Here is a 19,242-nt window from a genome sequence, read left to right on the forward strand (position 1 = left end):
GTACTCATGAGTACGACAGGCGCGACCGCCGATCCGCTCGCCGCCCTGGGCTCACTGCCCGGCGTGGCCGACTCCGTGGAGTCCGTGCGCAAGGCCGTGGACCGGGTCTACGGGCACCGGATCATGCGGCGCCGCAGCACCGCGATCACCTCCGAGGCGGCCCTGCGCGGCGCCCGCGGCTCCGCGGCGCTGTCCGGCGCCGACTGGGCCCTCGAAGAGGTGCGCCGCCGCTCCGACTTCAGCGGCGACGACGAGGCGCGCGTCGTGGGCGCGGCCCTGAGGCTGACCGCCGAGGCGGGCCAACTGCTGTCCATCTGGCGGCAGTCGCCCCTGCGCGTCCTGGCCCGCCTGCACCTGGTGGCGGCCGCGACCAACGGCGACGAGGTCGGGCGCCCGCGTCAGGCGGGCGAGCCGGTCGACGAGCCGCTGATCGAGCTCGCGGCGCCCGATGCGACGGAGGTGCACGGCCGGTTGGAGGGCCTGTCCGAGCTGATCGTCGCGGGCGGTTCCGCACCGGCCCTGGTGACGGCGGCCGTCGTGCACGGCGAGATCCTCGCCCTGCGGCCCTTCACCTCCCACAACGGTCTCGTCGCGCGCACGGCCGAACGCATCGTCCTGATCGGCAGCGGCCTCGACCCGAAGTCCATCTGCCCGGCGGAGGTCGGCCACGCCGAGCTGGGCCGCGCCGCCTACCTGGCGGCGCTCGACGGCTATGTCAGCGGAACCCCGGACGGCATGGCCGCCTGGATCGCACACTGCGGCAAAGCGGTTGTACTTGGGGCGCGCGAGTCGACGGCGGTGTGCGAGGCGCTTCAGCGCGGAGCGGCATAACTGTAGTTACAGAAAAGGCCCTCCATGGGGAGAGCCTGAACAGGGTTGCGGCGGTACGAGGACTCGTACCGCCGCTGGCATGGTCACCGGGTTACCAAGCGTCCTCGAAATATTGCCCATCAGGTCGGGACTTTGCCCGTCCCTGGTGCGGCTGGCCCGTAATCGACGGGTCGACGTCGCGTGGGTGCCCAATTCTCATGCGCGGTCCGTGGGGCCAAATGCGTTATTAAGGTGATCCTTTCGGATGTCCTTGGTCTCGCGGGCCGTTGACTCCTTTCTACTCCAGGACCCGGGCAAGCGGAAGTCCTGGCTGCAGTTCTTTACTTTTACTCTCAAACGGTCACCAAACGGGCACCTGGCACGTCAGAGAACCGTCGCCCGGCGCCGACTGGCGTACCAGACGAGTCCCGCGGTGGCCGCCGCCGCTCCAATGGCCGCCGCCGCGACGAGCGCCGGACGGGACGGTGCGGAGAACGCGGGGAGCCGCTGCTTGAGCCGGACCGGCCGGTGGAAATCGAGAATCGGCCACCCGCGCGCGAGTGCCTCGCGGCGCAGCGTGCGGTCCGGGTTCACGGCATGGGGGTGACCGACGGACCGGAGCATCGGCAGATCGGTCGCCGAGTCGCTGTATGCGTAACAGCGCTCCAGGTCATATCCCTCGGACTCGGCCAGCTCCTTGATCGCCTCGGCCTTGGTCGGGCCGTACGCGTAGTACTCCACCTCGCCGGTGAAGCAGCCGTCCTCGCCCACGACCATCCGGGTCGCCACCACCCGGTCCGCGCCGAGCAGCTCGCCGATCGGCTCGACCACCTCGGCGCCCGACGTGGACACGATCACGACGTCGCGGCCGGCGGTGTGGTGCTCCTCGATGAGGGAGGCGGCCTCGTCGTAGATGATCGGGTCGATCAGGTCGTGAAGGGTCTCGGCCACGATCTCCTTCACCTGTTGGACGTTCCAGCCGCGCACGAGTGCCGAGAGGTACTCACGGGTCCGTTCCATCTGGTCGTGGTCCATACCGCCCACGAGGAAGACGAACTGGGCATACGCGGTACGCAAGGCGGCCCTGCGGTTGATCAGCCCGCCTTGGTAGAACGACTTGCTGAAGGTGAGCGTGCTCGACTTCGCAATGACCGTCTTGTCCAGGTCAAAGAAGGCCGCTGTGCGGGGCAAGGAGTGGTTTTCCACGACCCTGAGCATAGGCGCAGCCCATTCGGCGTAAGGTGGGGCGCGTGGGTTTGCCTGAGAAGGCTCTCGGGTACACCATGGAAGTCACGGATCGTTCGCGACCGTGCTAACCCGGCCCGGCTCCTCCCCCCCCGAGTCGGCCGTGGAGACGACCCCCACTCTCCCCCCCGGTGGGGGTCGTCGCACGTCCGGGTGCGTTTTTCCCCTTCCTTCTGTGTTCCTGTGCGGCTCTACGGCCGTGTCGAGGCGGCTGCGGCCGCCTCTTTCGCATGTCCATGATCCGTCACTGTGCGTAGCTGTCGCACTGCGCTGCGGAAGTCGCACACATGGCGGTGCGGAGGGCATCGGTATGGGTGACGGCGATATTCACAACGGCTGAGTTGTCCACAGTTATCGACCAAGATCCACAAGATTTCCGGCATCGCTGCACCGTGATTCCAGCGCGGCCCGCCGACACCGACTCGATGGCTGGTTCCGGTTAGTCGGCCGCGTTTGGCCGGTTCGTATCGGCCGTTCATATGAAGGCCGGTTGCCGGTTCTTCACACGTTTGGGAATCGCGAGGCCCTGGAGGCCCTCGCGAGAAGCAGCGAAGGGGGATGGAAAACGTGGCCGCAGCCGTCACACACGATCCGCCGCCCGCCGCCGGAGGGCGACAGGGCGGGCCGTTGATCGTCACCGAAGACCCGGTGCTCCTCGACGACCTGCTGCGCCTGTGCGCGGCGGCCGGCGCCACACCCGAGGTCCACCCGGGGGTGCCGCAACCGAGAGGCCGCTGGGAGGCCGCACCGCTCGTCCTGGTCGGCGACGACGCCGCGCGGCGCGTGCGCGGAGCCGCCCGCAGAGGCGGAGTGGTCCTCGTCGGACGGGACCAGGACGACTCCGGGGTCTGGCGCCGGGCCGTCGAGATCGGCGCCGACCATGTCCTGATGCTGCCCGACGGGGAGCAATGGCTGGTCGACCGGATCGCCGATGTCGCCGAGGGCGTCGGCCGGCCCGCCCTCACCGTCGGCGTCATCGGCGGCCGCGGCGGGTCCGGGGCATCCACCCTCGCGTGCGCGCTCGCCGTCACCTCCGCGCGGGAGGGACTGCGCACCCTGCTCGTGGACGCCGATCCGCTGGGCGGCGGACTCGATGTACTCCTCGGTGGCGAGACCGCCGAGGGGCTGCGCTGGCCCGCGTTCGCCGCCTCGCGCGGCCGGGTCGGCGGCGGTGCCCTGGAGGAGTCGCTGCCTCAGCTGCACTCCCTGCGGGTCCTCAGCTGGGACCGCGGCGACTGTGTCGCCGTCCCGCCGCAGGCCGTCCGCGCGGTGCTCGCCGCGGCTCGCCGCCGGGGCGGCACGGTCGTCGTCGATCTGCCGCGCCGCATCGACGACGGCATCGCCGAGACCCTCGCCCAGCTCGACCTCGGCATCCTCGTGGTCCCCGCCGAACTCCGCGCCGTCGCGGCGGCCGGGCGGGTGGCCTCCGCCGTGGGGATGGTCGTACGCGATCTGCGCGTGGCGGTCCGAGGGCCGCATGCGCCCGGGCTCGACGACCGGGAGGTGGCGCGACTGCTCGGACTGCCGCTGGTGGGCGAGGTGCCCCTGGAGGCGGGGCTGCTGCGGCCGCACGAGAGCAGGACGCCGCCGGGAACCGGGCGGGGGCCGCTGGCGCGGTTCTGCAAGGAGTTCTGGGAGCGGGCGTTGGTGGAGGCGGCATGAGTACATACTCCGACGAGGTGGGCCGGGCGTTGTTCGGCGCAGGGCGGGCCGAGGGCTCGGTGGCTGCCACGGCCGCTGCGGTGTCCGCGGTGGGGCGGTCGGGCGGGCCGGACATGTCCCCGCACCTGCTCGACGGCGTACGGCAGTGGCTTGCCGAGAGCGGGGCCGAGCCGACGCCCGCGCGGGTGGCACAGGCGCTGCGGGAGCAGGGGCGGGTGCTCGGTGATGCCGAAGTCCTCGGGGCGGCCGAGCGGTTGCGCTCCGAGCTGGTCGGCAGCGGCCCGCTGGAGCCGCTGCTCGCCGACCCTCGGGTGACCGATGTGCTGGTGTCGGCACCGGACCGGGTCTGGGTGGACCGGGGCGGCGGGCTCGAACTCACCACGGTCGCGTTCCCCGACGCCGCCGCCGTACGACGGCTCGCGCAGCGCCTGGCCGCGGTGGCCGGACGTCGGCTGGACGACGCGCGGCCCTGGGCGGACGCCCGGCTGCCCGACGGGACACGGCTGCACGCGGTGCTGCCGCCGGTGGCCGTCGGCTGCACCTGTCTGTCGCTGCGGGTCGTACGGCCGCGCGCGTTCACGCTCGGCGAGCTGATGGCGGCGGGCACCGTGCCGCCGGGCGGGGACCGGGTACTGCGGGCGCTGGTCGAAGCACGGCTGTCGTTCCTGATCAGCGGTGGGACGGGCAGTGGCAAGACAACGCTGCTGAGCGCCTTGTTGGGGCTCGTCGGGCCGGGCGAGCGGATCGTGCTGGCCGAGGACTCCGCGGAGCTACGGCCGGACCATCCGCACGTCGTACGGCTGGAGAGCAGACCCGCCAACCAGGAGGGCGCGGGCCTGGTCTCGCTCGAGGACCTGGTGCGGCAGGCGCTGCGGATGCGGCCGGACCGGCTGGTGGTGGGCGAGGTGCGTGGGCCTGAAGTGGTGCATCTGCTGGCCGCGTTGAACACGGGTCATGAGGGCGGCTGCGGAACGGTCCATGCCAACGCGGCGGCCGATGTCCCGGCCCGGCTGGAGGCGCTCGGCACGGCGGCCGGGCTCGACCGGGCCGCGCTGCACAGCCAGTTGGCGGCCGCGCTGTCCGTCGTCCTGCACCTCGCCCGTGATCGGAACGGGCGGCGGCGGATCGACGAGGTGCATGTGCTGGAGCGGGATCCGTCGGGGCTGGTGCGGACGGTGCCGGCGCTGCGGTGGGGCGCGGAGGCGTTCGTGTACGAGCGGGGGTGGGAGCGGCTGCGGGGGCTGCTCGGCGCCGCGGGGGCCGACAGGGGGCGTGGTGATGGGTGAGGTGTCGACGGGGGCGGCGCTGGTGTGTGCCGGGGCGGCGGTCTGGCTGTCGGTCGGGTGGCGTTCCGGGGCGCGGCGAGCGGAGTTGCTGCTCGCGGGGGCCGGTGGGGCGGTCGGGGCCGGGCCGCCGCTCTGGCGGCAACTGGCCGGTGGAGTACGGCGGCTGGGGAGCGAGTGGTGGTCGGTGGCGGCCGGACTGGTGCTGGCCGTGCTGGGGGCCTCGGTGCTGCCGCTCGTCGTGGGCGCGGCCGGGGTGCCGTTGTTGCGGCGGGTGCGGTTGGCGCGCGAGGCGCGGCGGGCCCGGGAGCGCCGAGGGGACGCGGTCATCGCGTTGTGCGGGGCGCTCGCCGGAGAGGTGCGAGCCGGACGGCAGCCGGGTGAGGCGCTGTTGCGTGCCGCGCGCGACTGCGAGGGGCTGGGGGAGGCGCAGCCGGCGGTGCTGGCGGCCGCGCGGTTCGGCGGGGACGTACCGGGCGCGCTCGCCGGCGCCGCACGGCAGCCGGGGGCCGAGGGACTGCTGGGCCTCGCGGCGTGCTGGCGGGTCGCGGTGGACCGGGGAGCGGGGCTCGCGGCGGGACTCGAACGGCTCGAGGCGGCGTTGCGCGCGGAGCGGGACCAACGTGCCGATCTGCGTGCCCAGTTGGCGGGCGCCCGCTCCACGACGGTGATGCTCGCCGGGCTCCCCGCCCTCGGACTGCTCCTCGGCACGGCCCTCGGCTCCGACCCGTTCCACGTCCTGCTGCACACCGGGCCCGGCCTGGGCTGCCTGGTGATCGGCGGCCTGCTGGAGGGGGTGGGGATGTGGTGGGCGGCGCGGATCGTGCGGGGAGCGGAAGCGGTGTGAGGGCGGAATCGGCGTGGGGTTCGGAAAGGCGGGCGTTGTGAGTGCGGAAGTTGTCCACAGGCTGGGGGTGATCGCGGGAGCCGTGATGGTGCTCGCGTGGCTCGCTCGGTGGGTGGAGGGGATGCGGCGGGAGCGGCGGCTTCGGCGGCGGCTGACTCGACTGGTGGCCCGGGAGACGGTGCCGGCCGGACCGCGGGGTGAGGTGCGGAAGGCCGCGCGGCGGTGGTTGCCCTCGCTGGGCGCGGTGGCCGGTGGATGGGTGCTGGTCGGTGGGGTCCCCGGTGTCGTGGTGGGGCTGGCCGTCGCGGCGGGGCTGTGGTGGTGGCGGGGCCGGCAGGGCGCCGAGGACACGGGGGAGTCGTACGACGTCGCAGAGGCGGTACGCCAACTCCCGCTCGCCGCCGATCTGCTGGCGGCCTGTATCGCGGCCGGTGCCGGTCCGGTGATCGCGGCGCGGGCGGTGGGCGAGGCGCTGGGCGGGCCGGTAGGGGAGGGGCTCGCGCGGGGCGCGGCGGAGGTACGGCTGGGCGGTCCGCCCGGCGAGGCATGGCGACGGCTGGCCTCGATGCCGGGCGCCGGTCCGCTGGCGCGGTTGCTGGAACGTGCCGATGTGTCCGGGCTCCCGGCGGCCGTACCGGTCGCACGGCTCGCCGCGGAGGCCCGCGCCGAGTGGGCGCGCACCGCGACGGCACGGGCCCGGCGGGCGGCGGTCATGGTGACCGCGCCGGTGGGGCTGTGCTTCCTGCCCGCGTTCATCGCGGTCGGTGTGCTGCCCGTGGTGATCGGCCTGGCCGACGGGGTGTTGGGAGGGGGTGGCGGATGACGGGACGGATCCGGACCGACAGCAAGTGATCGAGCGACAGCAGTCAACAGAACCGATCTACACGGGGGTTGAGATGTACAAGGCGGTGCGGGCACGGGTGCGTGCCCTGGTGTGCGGGGCGCGTGCGGCGCGGAGGGACGCGGGGATGGTCACGTCCGAGTACGCGATGGGGATCATCGCGGCGGTGGCGTTCGCGGCGGTCCTCTACAAGGTGGTGACCAGCGGAGCGGTCAGCGCGGAGCTGCAGGGCATCGTGAAGCAGGCGCTCGATGCGCGGATGTGAACGGGGCCGCGTGGACCGGGGGTTCGTGACGGCGGAGTCGGCCGTGGTGCTGCCCGTGCTGGTGATGTTCGCGACGGCGCTGGTGTGGGGGCTGCTCGTGGTGGCCGCGCAGATCCAGTGCGTGGACGCGGCGCGTACGGGGGCCCGGGCGGCGGCGCGGCAGGACCCGGCCGGCGCGGTCGTGGAGGTGGCCCGTGAGGCGGCACCGCGCGGTGCGAAGGTCACGGTCAGCCGGGAGGAGGAGCAGGTCCGGGTGGTGGTCGTGGCGAGGCCGCCGATGCTGGGACGGCTGCCCTTCGACGTGCGGGAAGAGGCGGTGGCGTCGGTGGAGGGGGCGGGCCCATGAGAAGGGGCTTCCCGCGGTGCCGGAGCTCTGCCTCGTGGCCGGCCACCTTGGAGGAGGGGCTCGCGCGGCGCCGGGGTCTCGCCTGCGACCGCGGCTCCGCCACCGTCTGGAGCGTCGGTGCGATTGCCGTGCTGTGCGTGGTGTTTGGCGTCGTGCTCTCCCTGGGGCAGGCCGTCGTGGTCCGGCACCGGGCGGCCGGGGGTGCGGATCTCGCGGCGCTCGCGGCGGCGGACCACTGGGCGCAGGGCCGCGAGGGGGCCTGCGCCCGGGCGGAGCGGGTGGCCCGGGCCCAGGGCACCCGGCTCGTGTGGTGCGTGATCGTGGGCGAGACCTCGGACGTCACGGCGACGGCGGGCCGGGGGCCGTTCGCGGCGGAGGTCAGGGCACGGGCGGGACCGGCGGACCTGCCCCTTCCGGTATCGGCGGAGCTGCCGTCACCGGCGGAGCTGTTCCCTTCGGGACCGGCTGAGCTGTCCCCTCCGGCACCGGATCCTGTCGAACCCGCTCCGGTGGCTCCCCCTCCGCCTCGGGCTTCTCCTCCGGCGCCCCCCGCAACAGCACCGTGAGCAACCGCATCGCCCCCCTCTTGTGCAGCGGGTCGTTGCCGTTGCCGCACTTGGGGGACTGGATGCAGGACGGGCAGCCGGCGTCGCACTCGCAGGCGGCGATGGCCTGGCGGGTGGCGGTGAGCCAGGCGCGGGCGGTGTGGAAGGCGCGCTCGGCGAATCCCGCGCCGCCGGGGTGGCCGTCGTAGACGAAGACCGTGGGGAGCAGGGTGTCGGGGTGCAACGGGATCGAGACTCCGCCGATGTCCCAGCGGTCGCACGTCGCGAACAACGGCAGCATGCCGATCGAGGCGTGCTCCGCCGCGTGCAGGGCGCCGCCGAGGATCTCCGGGTTGATGCGGGCCTCGTCCAACTGGTCCTCGGTGACCGTCCACCACACCGCCCGTGTGCGGAGCGTACGAGGAGGGAGGTCGAGTTTCGTCTCGCCGAGGACCTCGCCCGTGATGAGACGTCTGCGGAGGAAGGAGACGACCTGGTTGGTGACCTCGACCGAGCCGTAGCACAACCTGCCCTCGCCCCAGGGGACTTCGACGTCCGTCTCCAGGACGGAGACGGCCGTCGTGTCGCGGGCCACCGTCGAGTACGTCGGGTTCGCCTCCTCGACCAGGGCGACCGAGTCCTCCAGGTCCAGGGACCGGACGAGGTAGGTGCGGCCCTGATGGAGGTGGACCGCGCCCTCGTGGACGGTCGTGTGCGCGGCGCCCGCGTCGACCGTGCCCAGGAGGCGGCCCGTGCCGGACTCGACGATCTGGACCGGGTTGCCGCCCCCGCCGCGGATGTCGGTGAGGTCCGCGGCCCGTTCCCGGCGGGTCCAGTGCCAGGCCTTCGTACGGCGGCGCAGGAGTTTCGCGGCCTCCAACTGCTGGAGCAGGCCCTCGGTCTCCGGGCCGAACAGCGCCAAGTCGTCGTCGGTCAGCGGCATTTCCGCGGCCGCCGCGCACAAGTGCGGTGCCAGGACGTACGGGTTGTCGGGGTCCAGGACCGTCGACTCCACCGGCTGGTCGAACAGGGCCTCGGGGTGGTGGACGAGGAAGGTGTCCAGGGGATCGTCGCGGGCGACCAGGATCGCCAGGGCGCCCTGACCGGAACGGCCCGCGCGGCCGGCCTGCTGCCACAGGGACGCGCGCGTGCCGGGGTAGCCGGCGATGATCACGGCGTCCAGGCCGGAGACGTCGATGCCGAGTTCGAGCGCGGTCGTCGCGGCCAGGCCCAGCAACTCTCCTGAGTGGAGGGCCTGTTCCAGGGCGCGGCGTTCCTCGGGGAGGTAGCCGCCGCGGTAGGCCGCCACGCGTCGGGCCAGGGAGCGGTCGATCTCGGCCAGCCGCTCCTGGGCGATGACCGCGATGAGCTCGGCGCCGCGCCGGGAGCGTACGAAGGCGACCGAGCGGACGCCCTGCACGGTCAGATCCGTGAGCAGGTCGGCCGTTTCGGCCGTGGCCGTACGGCGGACCGGGGCGCCCTTCTCGCCCTGCATCTCGGTGAGCGGGGGCTCCCAGAGGGCGAACACCAGTTCACCACGCGGTGAGGCGTCGTCGGCCACCTCGACCACCGGGAGGCCGGTGAGGCGGCGGGCGGCGACCGAGGGCTCGGCGGCGGTCGCGGAGGCCAGCAGGAAGACGGGAGAGGCGCCGTAGCGGGCGCAGAGACGGCGCAGCCGGCGCAGCACCTGGGCGACGTGGGAGCCGAAGACGCCGCGGTAGGTGTGGACCTCGTCGATGACGACGTACTTGAGCGACTTCAGGAAGGAGGACCAGCGCGGATGGGACGGGAGGATGCCGCGGTGCAGCATGTCCGGGTTGGTCAGCACGTAGTTGGCGTACTGGCGGATCCACTCGCGTTCCTCGAACGGGGTGTCACCGTCGTAGACCGCAGGTCGAACTGAATTGCCCAGCGGTTGTGAAAGTTCCTTCACAGAACGCCACTGGTCCGCCGCGAGCGCCTTCGTGGGGGCGAGGTACAGCGCCGTGGCCCCACGGCCGTTCGGAGCCTCCGAACCGTCCAGGAGGGCCGTCAGGACGGGCGTGAGGTACGCCAGGGACTTGCCGGAGGCCGTGCCGGTCGCGACCACCACCGATTCGCCGTCGAGGGCGTGCTCGGCCGCCTGTGCCTGGTGGGCCCAGGGGTGCTGGACACCGGCGGCCTGCACCGCGGCGATGACCTCCGAACGAATCCGGTCAGGCCAGACGGCATGGCGACCCTCGCGCGGGGGCAAGTGCTCCGTATGAGTGATGCGCGCAGCCCGACTCGGCCCGGAGGCGAGCCGGTGCAGGACCGTGCCAGGTTCCGGCCGGGAGACGGGTTCCGCCGAGGGTCGATCGGATCGGTGATTCTTGGCCATCGGCACCGAGTGTGTCACTGGCGTGACGGACAATGGGACCAAGGCGTCGTGCACGCCTGCCGTAAGTGATTGAATGCCATCGCGGCTGGCGAACCGTCCTGGGGGCTTCAAGCCGAGGTGTCCCGCGGGACGACCGCTCGAGTAGCAAGGTGCTGGAGGATCCGTGGACCTGTCCCTGTCGACCCGTACCGTCGGCGATCGCACGGTCGTCGAGGTCGGTGGCGAAATCGACGTATATACCGCGCCCAAGCTGCGCGAGCAGCTGGTCGAGCTGGTGAACGACGGGAGTTTCCACCTCGTCGTCGACATGGAGGGCGTGGACTTCCTCGACTCCACCGGGCTCGGCGTACTGGTCGGCGGACTGAAGCGGGTGCGTGCCCATGAGGGCTCGCTGCGCCTGGTCTGCAACCAGGAGCGCATTCTCAAGATCTTCCGAATCACCGGTCTCACCAAGGTGTTCCCGATCCACACCTCGGTCGAGGAAGCGGTGGCGGCCACCGACTGAACCACCGGCCCGGGGTGCGGAAAAAGGACCGCCCCCGGGACGGCAGTAGTACATGGGGGTCCCGGCTTTCGGCAGCCCGGTCCCCCGACAGCACGCCCGTAGTTCCGAGGGGGATGCATGGCCACCGTTGAGCTCCGCTTCAGCGCGCTGCCCGAGCACGTCCGCACCGCCCGTCTGGTGGCGGCGGCGGTGGCGCGCAGGGCCGGAGTGGACGAGGCCGTTCTCGACGAGGTCAGGCTCGCTGTCGGCGAAGCCTGCTCCCGTGCCGTCGGACTGCACCAGAACGGCGGCATCACCGCACCGGTGAAGGTGCTGCTCATCGAGGAGGAGAAGCAGTTCTCCATCGAGGTGGGCGACGAGGCGCCGCGCTCGGCCCCGGGTGACCGGGCGCCCGGCGGGGCCGCCGAGGACGTGGACGTGGAGACCGATGAGGACGAGATGGGCCTCGCGGTCATCAGCGGCCTCGTGGACGACGTGGAGGTCACCGCAGGGGAGCACGGCGGGTCGATCCGTATGACTTGGCCGACCACTCCGCCGGCCGCGACGCTTCCCTGAATCCTCACCGTCGTTTTCTGTGCCGAAGGGCCCTACGCCGTAGGGCCCTTCGGCATGTCGGCGCGCGGTGCGCGCGTGTCTACAGTGGTCACGTGCGGCGGATTAGTGAATTACTTCACGATCAATCGCGCGGTAATTCGATCAAGTAAATGATCGCGTCAATGCCTTTGAGGCATTAGCTCTTTCGGGTTCTGTGGCGTGACGTCGATCATTTACTGAAGAGCATGTGAAGGCTAATTCCGTTTACCGCGCACTGTTTTGATCAGGTTCCGCTACCTACAATCCGTCCACATCTTGAGCTCAGCACAGGCGTCAAGGAGGACGAATGGCGGGGCTTTCTACCCCTCATCAGTTGGACCATCCCACTACCCTCGCAGCCGCGGTACTGACCGACGACAACCGGATCATCATCTGGGTGATCGCCGCCGTCGCGCTGGCCGCGCTCGTGGTCGCGGGCATCCTGGTTCGCCAGGTGCTCGCGGCGGGCGAGGGCACCGACAGCATGAAGAAGATCGCGACAGCGATCCAGGAAGGTGCGAACGCCTATCTGGCACGACAGATGCGCACGCTCGGCGTCTTCGCCGTGGTCGTGTTCTTCCTGCTCATGCTGCTGCCCGCGGACGACTGGAATCAGCGCGCCGGTCGATCCGTCTTCTTCTTGATCGGCGCGGCGTTCTCGGCGGCCACCGGCTATATCGGCATGTGGCTCGCCGTGCGCAGCAATGTGCGCGTCGCCGCGGCGGCACGGGAAGCGACCCCTGCGGAAGGTGAGCCGGAAAAGGATCTCACCGCCGTCTCGCACAAAGCAATGAAGATCGCTTTCCGTACGGGCGGCGTCGTCGGCATGTTCACGGTGGGGCTCGGTCTGCTGGGCGCCTCCTGTGTCGTGCTGGTGTACGCGGCCGACGCACCGAAGGTGCTCGAGGGCTTCGGCCTCGGGGCCGCGCTGATCGCCATGTTCATGCGTGTCGGCGGTGGCATCTTCACCAAGGCCGCCGACGTCGGCGCCGACCTGGTCGGCAAGGTCGAGAAGGGCATTCCGGAGGACGACCCGCGCAATGCCGCGACCATCGCCGACAACGTGGGCGACAACGTCGGCGACTGCGCGGGCATGGCGGCCGACCTCTTCGAGTCGTACGCCGTGACCCTGGTCGCCGCGCTGATCCTCGGTTCGGCGGCCTTCGGCGACTCCGGGCTCGCCTTCCCGCTGATCGTGCCAGCGATCGGTGTGATCACCGCGATGATCGGCATCTTCGCGGTCGCCCCGCGCAGGACCGACCGCAGCGGGATGTCCGCGATCAACCGCGGGTTCTTCATCTCCGCGGTGATCTCGCTCGTGCTGGTGGCCATCGCCGTCTTCGTCTATCTGCCGTCGTCGTACGCCGACTTCAGGGGCGAGGGCGTAATTGACCCCGAGATCATCGGCAAGGACGGCGACCCGCGGATCCTCGCCCTCGTCGCCGTGGCGATCGGCATCGTGCTCGCCGCCGTCATCCAGCAGCTGACCGGCTACTTCACCGAGACCACCCGGCGTCCCGTCAGGGACATCGGGAAGTCCTCGCTCACCGGCCCGGCCACCGTCGTCCTCGCCGGTATCTCGATCGGTCTCGAATCGGCCGTCTACACCGCCCTGTTGATCGGCCTCGGCGTCTACGGGGCCTTCCTGCTCGGCGGTACGTCGATCATGCTGGCGCTGTTCGCGGTGGCACTGGCCGGCACCGGTCTGCTCACCACGGTCGGTGTGATCGTCGCCATGGACACCTTCGGGCCCGTCTCCGACAACGCGCAGGGCATCGCCGAGATGTCCGGTGACGTCGAGGGCGCGGGCGCGCAGGTGCTCACCAACCTGGACGCGGTCGGCAACACCACCAAGGCCATCACCAAGGGCATCGCCATCGCCACCGCCGTCCTGGCGGCGTCGGCGCTCTTCGGGTCGTACCGTGACGCGATCACGACCGGCGCGCAGGACGTCGGCGAGAAGCTGTCCGGCGACGGTGCGCCGATGAGCCTGATGATGGACATCTCGCAGCCCAACAACCTCGTCGGTCTCATCGCGGGCGCGGCGGTCGTCTTCCTCTTCTCGGGGCTCGCGATCAACGCCGTGTCGCGGTCGGCGGGTGCCGTGGTCTACGAGGTGCGGCGGCAGTTCCGCGAGCGTCCCGGGATCATGGACTACAGCGAGAAGCCGGAGTACGGCAAGGTCGTCGACATCTGCACCAGGGACGCCTTGCGGGAGCTCACCACGCCCGGACTGCTGGCCGTGCTGGCGCCCATCTTCATCGGGTTCACGCTCGGTGTCGGCGCGCTGGGCTCGTTCCTGGCGGGCGCGATCGGGGCGGGCACGCTCATGGCGGTGTTCCTCGCCAACTCCGGTGGCGCCTGGGACAACGCCAAGAAGCTCGTCGAGGACGGTCACCACGGCGGCAAGGGCAGTGAGGCCCACGCCGCGACGGTGATCGGCGACACCGTCGGCGACCCCTTCAAGGACACCGCCGGTCCCGCGATCAACCCCCTGCTGAAGGTGATGAACCTCGTGGCGCTGCTCATCGCGCCCGCGGTCATCAAGTTCAGCTACGGCGAGGACAAGAGCATCGGCGTACGGATCACCATCGCCGTCCTCTCGCTCCTCGTGATCGTCGGCGCGGTCTATGTCTCCAAGCGGCGCGGGATCGCCGTAGGGGACGAGGAGGGTGCCAAGAGGTCGGTCAAGTCGGCCGATCCCGCGGTGGTTTCGTAGGCGGTCATACGGGACGCCTGCTCAAGGGGCGGGCGGGGGGCGCGTACGGACGCGTCCCCCGCCCGTTCTGTGTGTTCACGCCCTCCTCGTGAGCCTTCTCTCACTTGGTGCAAATGGCTTTAATGCGTCACTTAACGGACGTCCTACCTGTGGATGTCATCCATCTGCCGTGTATGTTCCGGGGCCGAGGAGCCATGGAAGGGACCAATCCGGTGAACAAGAAGCTCGCGGCCGCGCTGTCCGGCGGTGCGGTACTGGCGATGGCGCTGTCGGCATGCAGCAGCGGTGACGACAACAGCGAGAAGCTGGACGCCTGGGCCAAGGAGGTCTGCAGCGCCGTGCAGCCGCAGGCCAAGAAGATCGAGGCCGCCAACACGGCGATCCAGAAGCAGACCTCGGACAACAGCACGCCGGAGGACGTCCAGAAGACGGACTCCCAGGCCTTCCAGGACATGGCCGAGGCCTACAAGGCGATCGGGGCCGCCGTGCAGAAGGCCGGCGCGCCGGAGACCGGGGACGCCAAGAACGCCGAGAAGAAGCAGCAGGACGCCGTCAAGGAGCTCAACAGCCTCGCCGCGTCCTACGCCTCCCTGCAGAAGCAGGTCGACGACCTCAACACCAAGGACCAGGCGAAGTTCGCCGACGGCCTCAAGGACATCGCGACCGCGCTCGACAAACTGAGCACCAGCGGCAGCGACGCCCTGAAGACGCTCGAGGAGGGCGACGTCGGCAAGGCGATGGCGCAGCAGGAGAGCTGCAAGAGCGCGTCCGCCTCGCCGTCGGCCACCACCGGCTGACATCCACCCCTGCGTGACCCCGGCGCCGTAGGCATCGCCTGCGGCGCCGGTTCACAATGGGGTGGTGAGTAACGCCAGCCTTGCCTCTCTGCCCTCCGTCGACCGCCCCGACGTCGCCGCGCGCCTGAGGGACGCCCTTCTGGGCGCCTCCTTCACCGCCGACGGGCTGCTCGACCTGCTCGGTGCCCCCGCGTACGCGGCGCTCGCGCGCAGCGAGACCGTGCCCGCCCTGCGGGCGACCCGCGGGGACACACCGCTGGAGGTGCTCGTACGGCTCTTCCTGTTGCAGCAGCCGGTGCTCCACGCGCGCGTGGTGGGCGTACTGCCCGTGGACGCGTGTCTGGAGAGCGGGTGGCTGGTGCGCGCAGGCTCGGACGAGGTCGCCGCGACCGTCGACGTACGGCCGTACGGCGGACCCGATGGCGAGGACTGGTTCATCGTGTCCGACCTGGGGTGTGCCGTCGGCGGGGCCGGAGGTATCGGGAGCCGCGCCGAGGGCGTCGTCCTGGGCGTCGGCGGCGCCTCCATGACCCTGGCGGGCATCACCGTCCGCAGGCCCGTCTCCGCCGCCCTCGACCTCGGTACCGGCTCCGGTATCCAGGCGCTGCACGCCGCGCAGCACGCCACGCGCGTGACGGCGACCGATCTCAACCCGCGCGCGCTGCACATCACCGGGCTCACGCTGGCGCTGTCCGGCACCCCGGCGGCCGAGCTGCGGGAGGGCTCGCTGTTCGAGCCGGTGAAGGACGGGGAGACGTACGACCTGATCGTCTCGAACCCGCCGTTCGTGATCTCGCCGGGTGCGCGGCTGACGTACCGGGACGGCGGGATGGGCGGGGACGATCTGTGCCGGTCGCTCGTTCAGCAGGCGGGGGAGCGGTTGAACGAGGGCGGGTTCGCGCAGTTCCTCGCCAACTGGCAGCACGTGGAGGGGGAGGACTGGCAGGACCGGCTGCGGTCCTGGGTGCCGCGCGGGTGCGACGCGTGGATCGTGCAGCGCGAGGTGCAGGACGTCACGCAGTACGCCGAGCTGTGGCTCAGGGATGCCGGTGACCACCGGAGCGACCCGGCCGAGTACCAGGCGCTGTACGACGCCTGGTTGGACGAGTTCGAGGCGCGCAAGGTGAGGTCCGTCGGGTTCGGCTGGATCACCCTGCGCAGGACGGGGGCCGCCGTGCCCTCGGTCGTCGCCGAGGAGTGGCCGCACCCCGTCGAGCAGCCGCTCGGCGACACCGTCAGGGCGCACTTCGAGCGCCTCGACTATCTGCGGGAACACGATGACGCCGCCCTGCTGGAGGGCCACTTCAGGCTCGCCTCCGAGGTCGTGCAGGAGCAGGTCGGGCTGCCCGGCGCCGAGGACCCGGAGCATGTCGTGCTGCGGCAGAACCGCGGGATGCGCCGGGCCACCAAGGTGGACACGGTCGGCGCGGGCTTCGCCGGAGTGTGCGACGGCTCGCTGAGCGCGGGGCGGATCCTGGACGCGATCGCGCAACTGGTGGGCGAGGATCCGGTGTTGCTGCGGGACCGCACACCGGCGCAGATCCGGCTGCTGGTGGAGCAGGGGTTCCTGGAGCCGGCGTGAGGCTTGATCCCGCGTGACGTCTGAGGCGTGCGGGCACCCCTGAGGCCCATGTGCCCGATCTGGCGGGATTGCTCCTGAAAAGGTCTCCTGTCAGTGGCACCTGCGAAGCTACCTTCGAGAGACAGAGTTCACGCGTCCTCGGGGGAGGCACGCTGTCTCGGGTCTCGGGGGGAGGCGTGATGGCGGGGGATACGCCGGATCAAGGCGAGGGCAGGGTCATCAACGGGCGGTACCGGCTGCTGCGGTCGCTCGGCGCGGGCGGCATGGGCCGGGTCTGGCTCGCGTACGACGAGGAGTTGGCCTGCGAAGTCGCGATGAAGGAGATCGCGCTTCCGGATGTGCCGATGGACGCGACCGAGCCCGCCCAGCGCATCGCGCGGGCCCGCAGCGAGGCCCGGCACGCGGCACGGCTGCGCGGCCATCCGCATGTGGCGACGGTGCACGACGTCGTGGTCCACGAGGGACTGCCGTGGATCGTCATGGAGTACGTGCCGGACGCGGTCGACCTCCAGGCGGTCGTTCGGAGTTCGGGGCCGCTGCTGCCCGCCCAGGCGGCCCGCATCGGGCTCGCGGTCCTCGACGCGCTGACCGCGGGGCACCGGATCGGCATCCTCCACCGGGATGTGAAACCGGCCAACATCCTGCTGGCGTCGGACGCTTCGGGCGATCCGTACGCGCGCGTGCTGCTCACCGACTACGGCATCGCGCTGCAACCCGAGTCCCGCGAACCCCGGCTCACCGCCACGGCGGGCATCCTCGGCACACCGGGCTACCTCGCTCCGGAACGCGCGCGTGGGGAGCCGCCGACACCGGCCGCGGACCTGTTCTCGCTGGGCGCGACGCTGTACTCGGCCGTGGAGGGACGCGGCCCCTTCGACCGGCACGGTGACTACGCCACGCTGACGGCGCTGCTGGGGGAGGAGCCGACGCCTGCGGTGCGGGCCGGTGAACTGACGCCCGTGCTCCAGGGGTTGCTCGTGAAGGACCCGGTGCGCAGGTCGTCGCCGGAGACGGTGGCACGAGGGCTGGAGCGGGTGGTGCAGGGAGCCTCGCCCGCGTGGACCGCGCCGGCCGGTGCGGCGCCGGGGGGATTCGGGCCGCCACCCGAGGGGTTCGGGGCGGTGACACCCCGGACGCCGGGTGCGCCACCGACGCCGAGCACTCCGCAGACACCCCACACTCCGGGAGGCGTGCCCCAGGGGGTGGGTGGCGCGGCGGGGGCGGTGACTCCGGGATCCGGGGGGCCGGGTGGCGGGGGCTTCGGCCCTGGCGGTCCGGCCACGCCTGCCGGGGCGCCCCCTTCGCAGTACGACCCGTGGCGGCAGGCCTCCGTATCGCAGCAGTCGCCCGAGGCCGGCAGTCCCTACGCGCAAGGGCCCTACGCGAGCGGCGGCGCGCAGCCGCCCTCCGCGGGCGGTGGCGGCCCCGCACCCTACGGCCCGTACACCGGCGGCGGTTCGACACCGTACGGCGGCCCGGCGCCCTACGAGGGCGGCCCCACCCCGCCGTACGCGGGCGGCACCTACGGCGCCGGATGGGGCGCGGGCGGGCCGGGTGCCCCTGGCGGCGGGCCGCCGCCCCCGCCGTCGCCTTCCAGGAAGCGGCTCGCCGTCGTCGCGCTCGTCGTGGCCGCCGTGCTGGTCATCGCCGGCGGCACCTGGCTGGCCGTCTCGCTGACCGGCGACGACGGTGGCGACGACACAGCCACCCCGAAGAAGCCGCCCACCTCCAGCGTGCCCAAGTCCTCGGCGCCGCCCACCGGACCGGTGCTGCCGTACGGCGATGTCGTCGGACTCAGCCAGCCGCTGGAGACCGGCGACTGTGTGCAGGCGGTCTGGTCGGGGACGCCGTTCAAGTCGGTGCCGAACCTGGGCAAGGTGAGCTGCTCCGAGGACTGGCCCGACGGTCAGGTCGTGGCGGTCGACACGGCCACCGACGCCGCGGACGCGGCCGCCGAGGGCACCGAGCGCTGTGCGAACCAGACGCGCGCGGTCGTCGACGCCCTGCCGGACGCAGCAAGCTACGCCGTCGTACCGACGAAGGAGGGCTTCACGGTGGCCAACAGCGGTACGGCATGTCTCGTACTCGGACGCCATGCCGCGATAGGCGGTGAAGTCGGCCGGTTCCGCGACGAGGGCGCCAACCTGTGGGTCGGTCAGATGAGTGTCGGCGACTGCTGGATCTACGAGGAGGGGGACGACGGCTACAACGCCCCGCTCACCGATTGCGTGAAACCCCACACCGACCAGGTCGTAGGCGTCGTCCAGGCGCCCGACGGCATGAACTACGAGAAGGGCGCCGACAACGCGACCAAGCTCTGCGGCAACAAATTCGAGTCGACCTGGGCACCGGGATCGGAACGGGCCGTCTTCGGCTGGGTGGCCGACGAGGACGACTGGAACCAGGGGTTCAAGAGGGCCGTATGCACCGTGGGACGCACCGACAACGGGAAGACGACCGGAAAGATACCCGCGCCCGGATCGGTCTGAGCCCCCGGCCGTGAGCGAGGGCGCCGGGCCGGTCCACAGCGGCGTCGGCCCCGCGTTCACCTCAGGTTCGCCTGGCCGCCGCCCGCGCGTGTCAACCTCCCGGGGCAAGACACTCGCGGCCGGGGCAAAAGGGGGCAGGGGAGTCATGGAGAGGGGACCGGCGATCTTCGCTGGGGCGGTGTTCGCCCTGTTCGGAGGCGGGCTGCTGATGTGGACCGCGGCCCGGGTACGACAGCGCGAACCCGTCGCACACGGTGTGAACCCGGTCGCATCGGCGACCCTCGCCGGCCTCGCCGCGGTGGTGGCGCTGGGCCTCGGCGCATGGTGCCTCACCCGTATCTGAGGATCATGGAAAAGCCGAGGTCCCGGTAATC

At 71.6% G+C, this 19,242-nt stretch carries 16 protein-coding genes and 1 pseudogene; 15 read left to right on the forward strand and 2 right to left on the reverse strand.

Annotation, left to right across the window (positions count from 1 at the left end):
* The first annotated feature begins 6 nt into the window (after positions 1 to 6).
* Positions 7 to 831, forward strand: a complete 825-nt coding sequence (locus OHU89_RS27460) for an oxidoreductase (RefSeq protein WP_405646678.1) — start codon at positions 7 to 9, stop codon at positions 829 to 831.
* Positions 832 to 1,194: 363 nt separating this feature from the next.
* On the opposite strand, the gene OHU89_RS27465 is transcribed toward OHU89_RS27460, so the two are convergent.
* On the reverse strand, positions 1,195 to 2,028 hold the full coding sequence (locus OHU89_RS27465) for an HAD family phosphatase (RefSeq protein WP_266889368.1): 834 nt from the start codon (positions 2,026 to 2,028) through the stop codon (positions 1,195 to 1,197).
* Between the two features lie 585 nt (positions 2,029 to 2,613).
* On the opposite strand from OHU89_RS27465, the gene ssd reads away from it, so the two are divergent.
* The 7 genes and pseudogenes from ssd to OHU89_RS27500 form a co-directional block, all read left to right on the forward strand.
* On the forward strand, positions 2,614 to 3,717 hold the full coding sequence (ssd, locus tag OHU89_RS27470; RefSeq protein WP_405646680.1) for a septum site-determining protein Ssd: 1,104 nt from the start codon (positions 2,614 to 2,616) through the stop codon (positions 3,715 to 3,717).
* Positions 3,718 to 3,830: 113 nt separating this feature from the next.
* Positions 3,831 to 5,003: a TadA family conjugal transfer-associated ATPase gene (locus tag OHU89_RS27475; protein WP_405654670.1), complete on the forward strand. Its 1,173-nt coding sequence runs from the start codon at positions 3,831 to 3,833 to the stop codon at positions 5,001 to 5,003.
* On the forward strand, positions 4,996 to 5,847 hold the full coding sequence (locus tag OHU89_RS27480) for a type II secretion system F family protein (RefSeq protein WP_405646682.1): 852 nt from the start codon (positions 4,996 to 4,998) through the stop codon (positions 5,845 to 5,847). Before OHU89_RS27475 ends, OHU89_RS27480 begins: the two co-directional genes overlap by 8 nt.
* A gap of 37 nt (positions 5,848 to 5,884) precedes the next feature.
* A complete protein-coding gene (locus tag OHU89_RS27485) occupies positions 5,885 to 6,670 on the forward strand; it encodes a type II secretion system F family protein (RefSeq protein WP_405646684.1) in 786 nt (261 codons plus the stop codon).
* A gap of 73 nt (positions 6,671 to 6,743) precedes the next feature.
* Positions 6,744 to 6,953, forward strand: a complete 210-nt coding sequence (locus OHU89_RS27490) for a DUF4244 domain-containing protein (protein ID WP_405654672.1) — start codon at positions 6,744 to 6,746, stop codon at positions 6,951 to 6,953.
* Positions 6,940 to 7,299 (forward strand): TadE family type IV pilus minor pilin, encoded by a 360-nt coding sequence (locus OHU89_RS27495; RefSeq protein WP_405646687.1) that lies wholly within the window; start codon positions 6,940 to 6,942, stop codon positions 7,297 to 7,299. The genes OHU89_RS27490 and OHU89_RS27495 overlap by 14 nt, the downstream gene beginning before the upstream one ends.
* A pseudogene (locus OHU89_RS27500) lies at positions 7,296 to 7,637 on the forward strand (Rv3654c family TadE-like protein); the annotation flags it as partial. The gene OHU89_RS27495 and the pseudogene OHU89_RS27500, both read left to right, overlap by 4 nt.
* Before the next feature lie 40 nt (positions 7,638 to 7,677).
* On the opposite strand, the gene OHU89_RS27505 reads toward OHU89_RS27500, so the two are convergent.
* On the reverse strand, positions 7,678 to 10,203 hold the full coding sequence (locus OHU89_RS27505) for a DEAD/DEAH box helicase (RefSeq protein ID WP_405646689.1): 2,526 nt from the start codon (positions 10,201 to 10,203) through the stop codon (positions 7,678 to 7,680).
* Between the two features lie 163 nt (positions 10,204 to 10,366).
* On the opposite strand from OHU89_RS27505, the gene bldG reads away from it, so the two are divergent.
* From bldG to OHU89_RS27540, 7 genes are all read left to right on the forward strand, one after another.
* Positions 10,367 to 10,708: an anti-sigma factor antagonist BldG gene (gene bldG, locus OHU89_RS27510; RefSeq protein ID WP_003975386.1), complete on the forward strand. Its 342-nt coding sequence runs from the start codon at positions 10,367 to 10,369 to the stop codon at positions 10,706 to 10,708.
* 117 nt (positions 10,709 to 10,825) lie between these two features.
* A complete protein-coding gene (locus tag OHU89_RS27515; RefSeq protein WP_266889361.1) occupies positions 10,826 to 11,263 on the forward strand; it encodes an ATP-binding protein in 438 nt (145 codons plus the stop codon).
* 325 nt (positions 11,264 to 11,588) lie between these two features.
* On the forward strand, positions 11,589 to 14,000 hold the full coding sequence (locus tag OHU89_RS27520; RefSeq protein ID WP_405646692.1) for a sodium-translocating pyrophosphatase: 2,412 nt from the start codon (positions 11,589 to 11,591) through the stop codon (positions 13,998 to 14,000).
* Between the two features lie 194 nt (positions 14,001 to 14,194).
* Entirely contained in the window at positions 14,195 to 14,797 is a 603-nt protein-coding gene (locus OHU89_RS27525; RefSeq protein WP_266889359.1) for a small secreted protein, read from the forward strand.
* A gap of 64 nt (positions 14,798 to 14,861) precedes the next feature.
* Entirely contained in the window at positions 14,862 to 16,379 is a 1,518-nt protein-coding gene (locus OHU89_RS27530; RefSeq protein ID WP_405646694.1) for a methyltransferase, read from the forward strand.
* Between the two features lie 179 nt (positions 16,380 to 16,558).
* Positions 16,559 to 18,868, forward strand: coding sequence for a serine/threonine-protein kinase (locus tag OHU89_RS27535; protein WP_405646696.1), 2,310 nt, complete (start codon positions 16,559 to 16,561; stop codon positions 18,866 to 18,868).
* 145 nt (positions 18,869 to 19,013) lie between these two features.
* Positions 19,014 to 19,211 (forward strand): hypothetical protein, encoded by a 198-nt coding sequence (locus tag OHU89_RS27540; RefSeq protein WP_266889357.1) that lies wholly within the window; start codon positions 19,014 to 19,016, stop codon positions 19,209 to 19,211.
* The last annotated feature ends 31 nt before the right edge of the window (positions 19,212 to 19,242 follow it).

This window comes from Streptomyces sp. NBC_00019 (assembly GCF_045041015.1).
Taxonomy (GTDB): Bacteria; Actinomycetota; Actinomycetes; order Streptomycetales; family Streptomycetaceae; genus Streptomyces.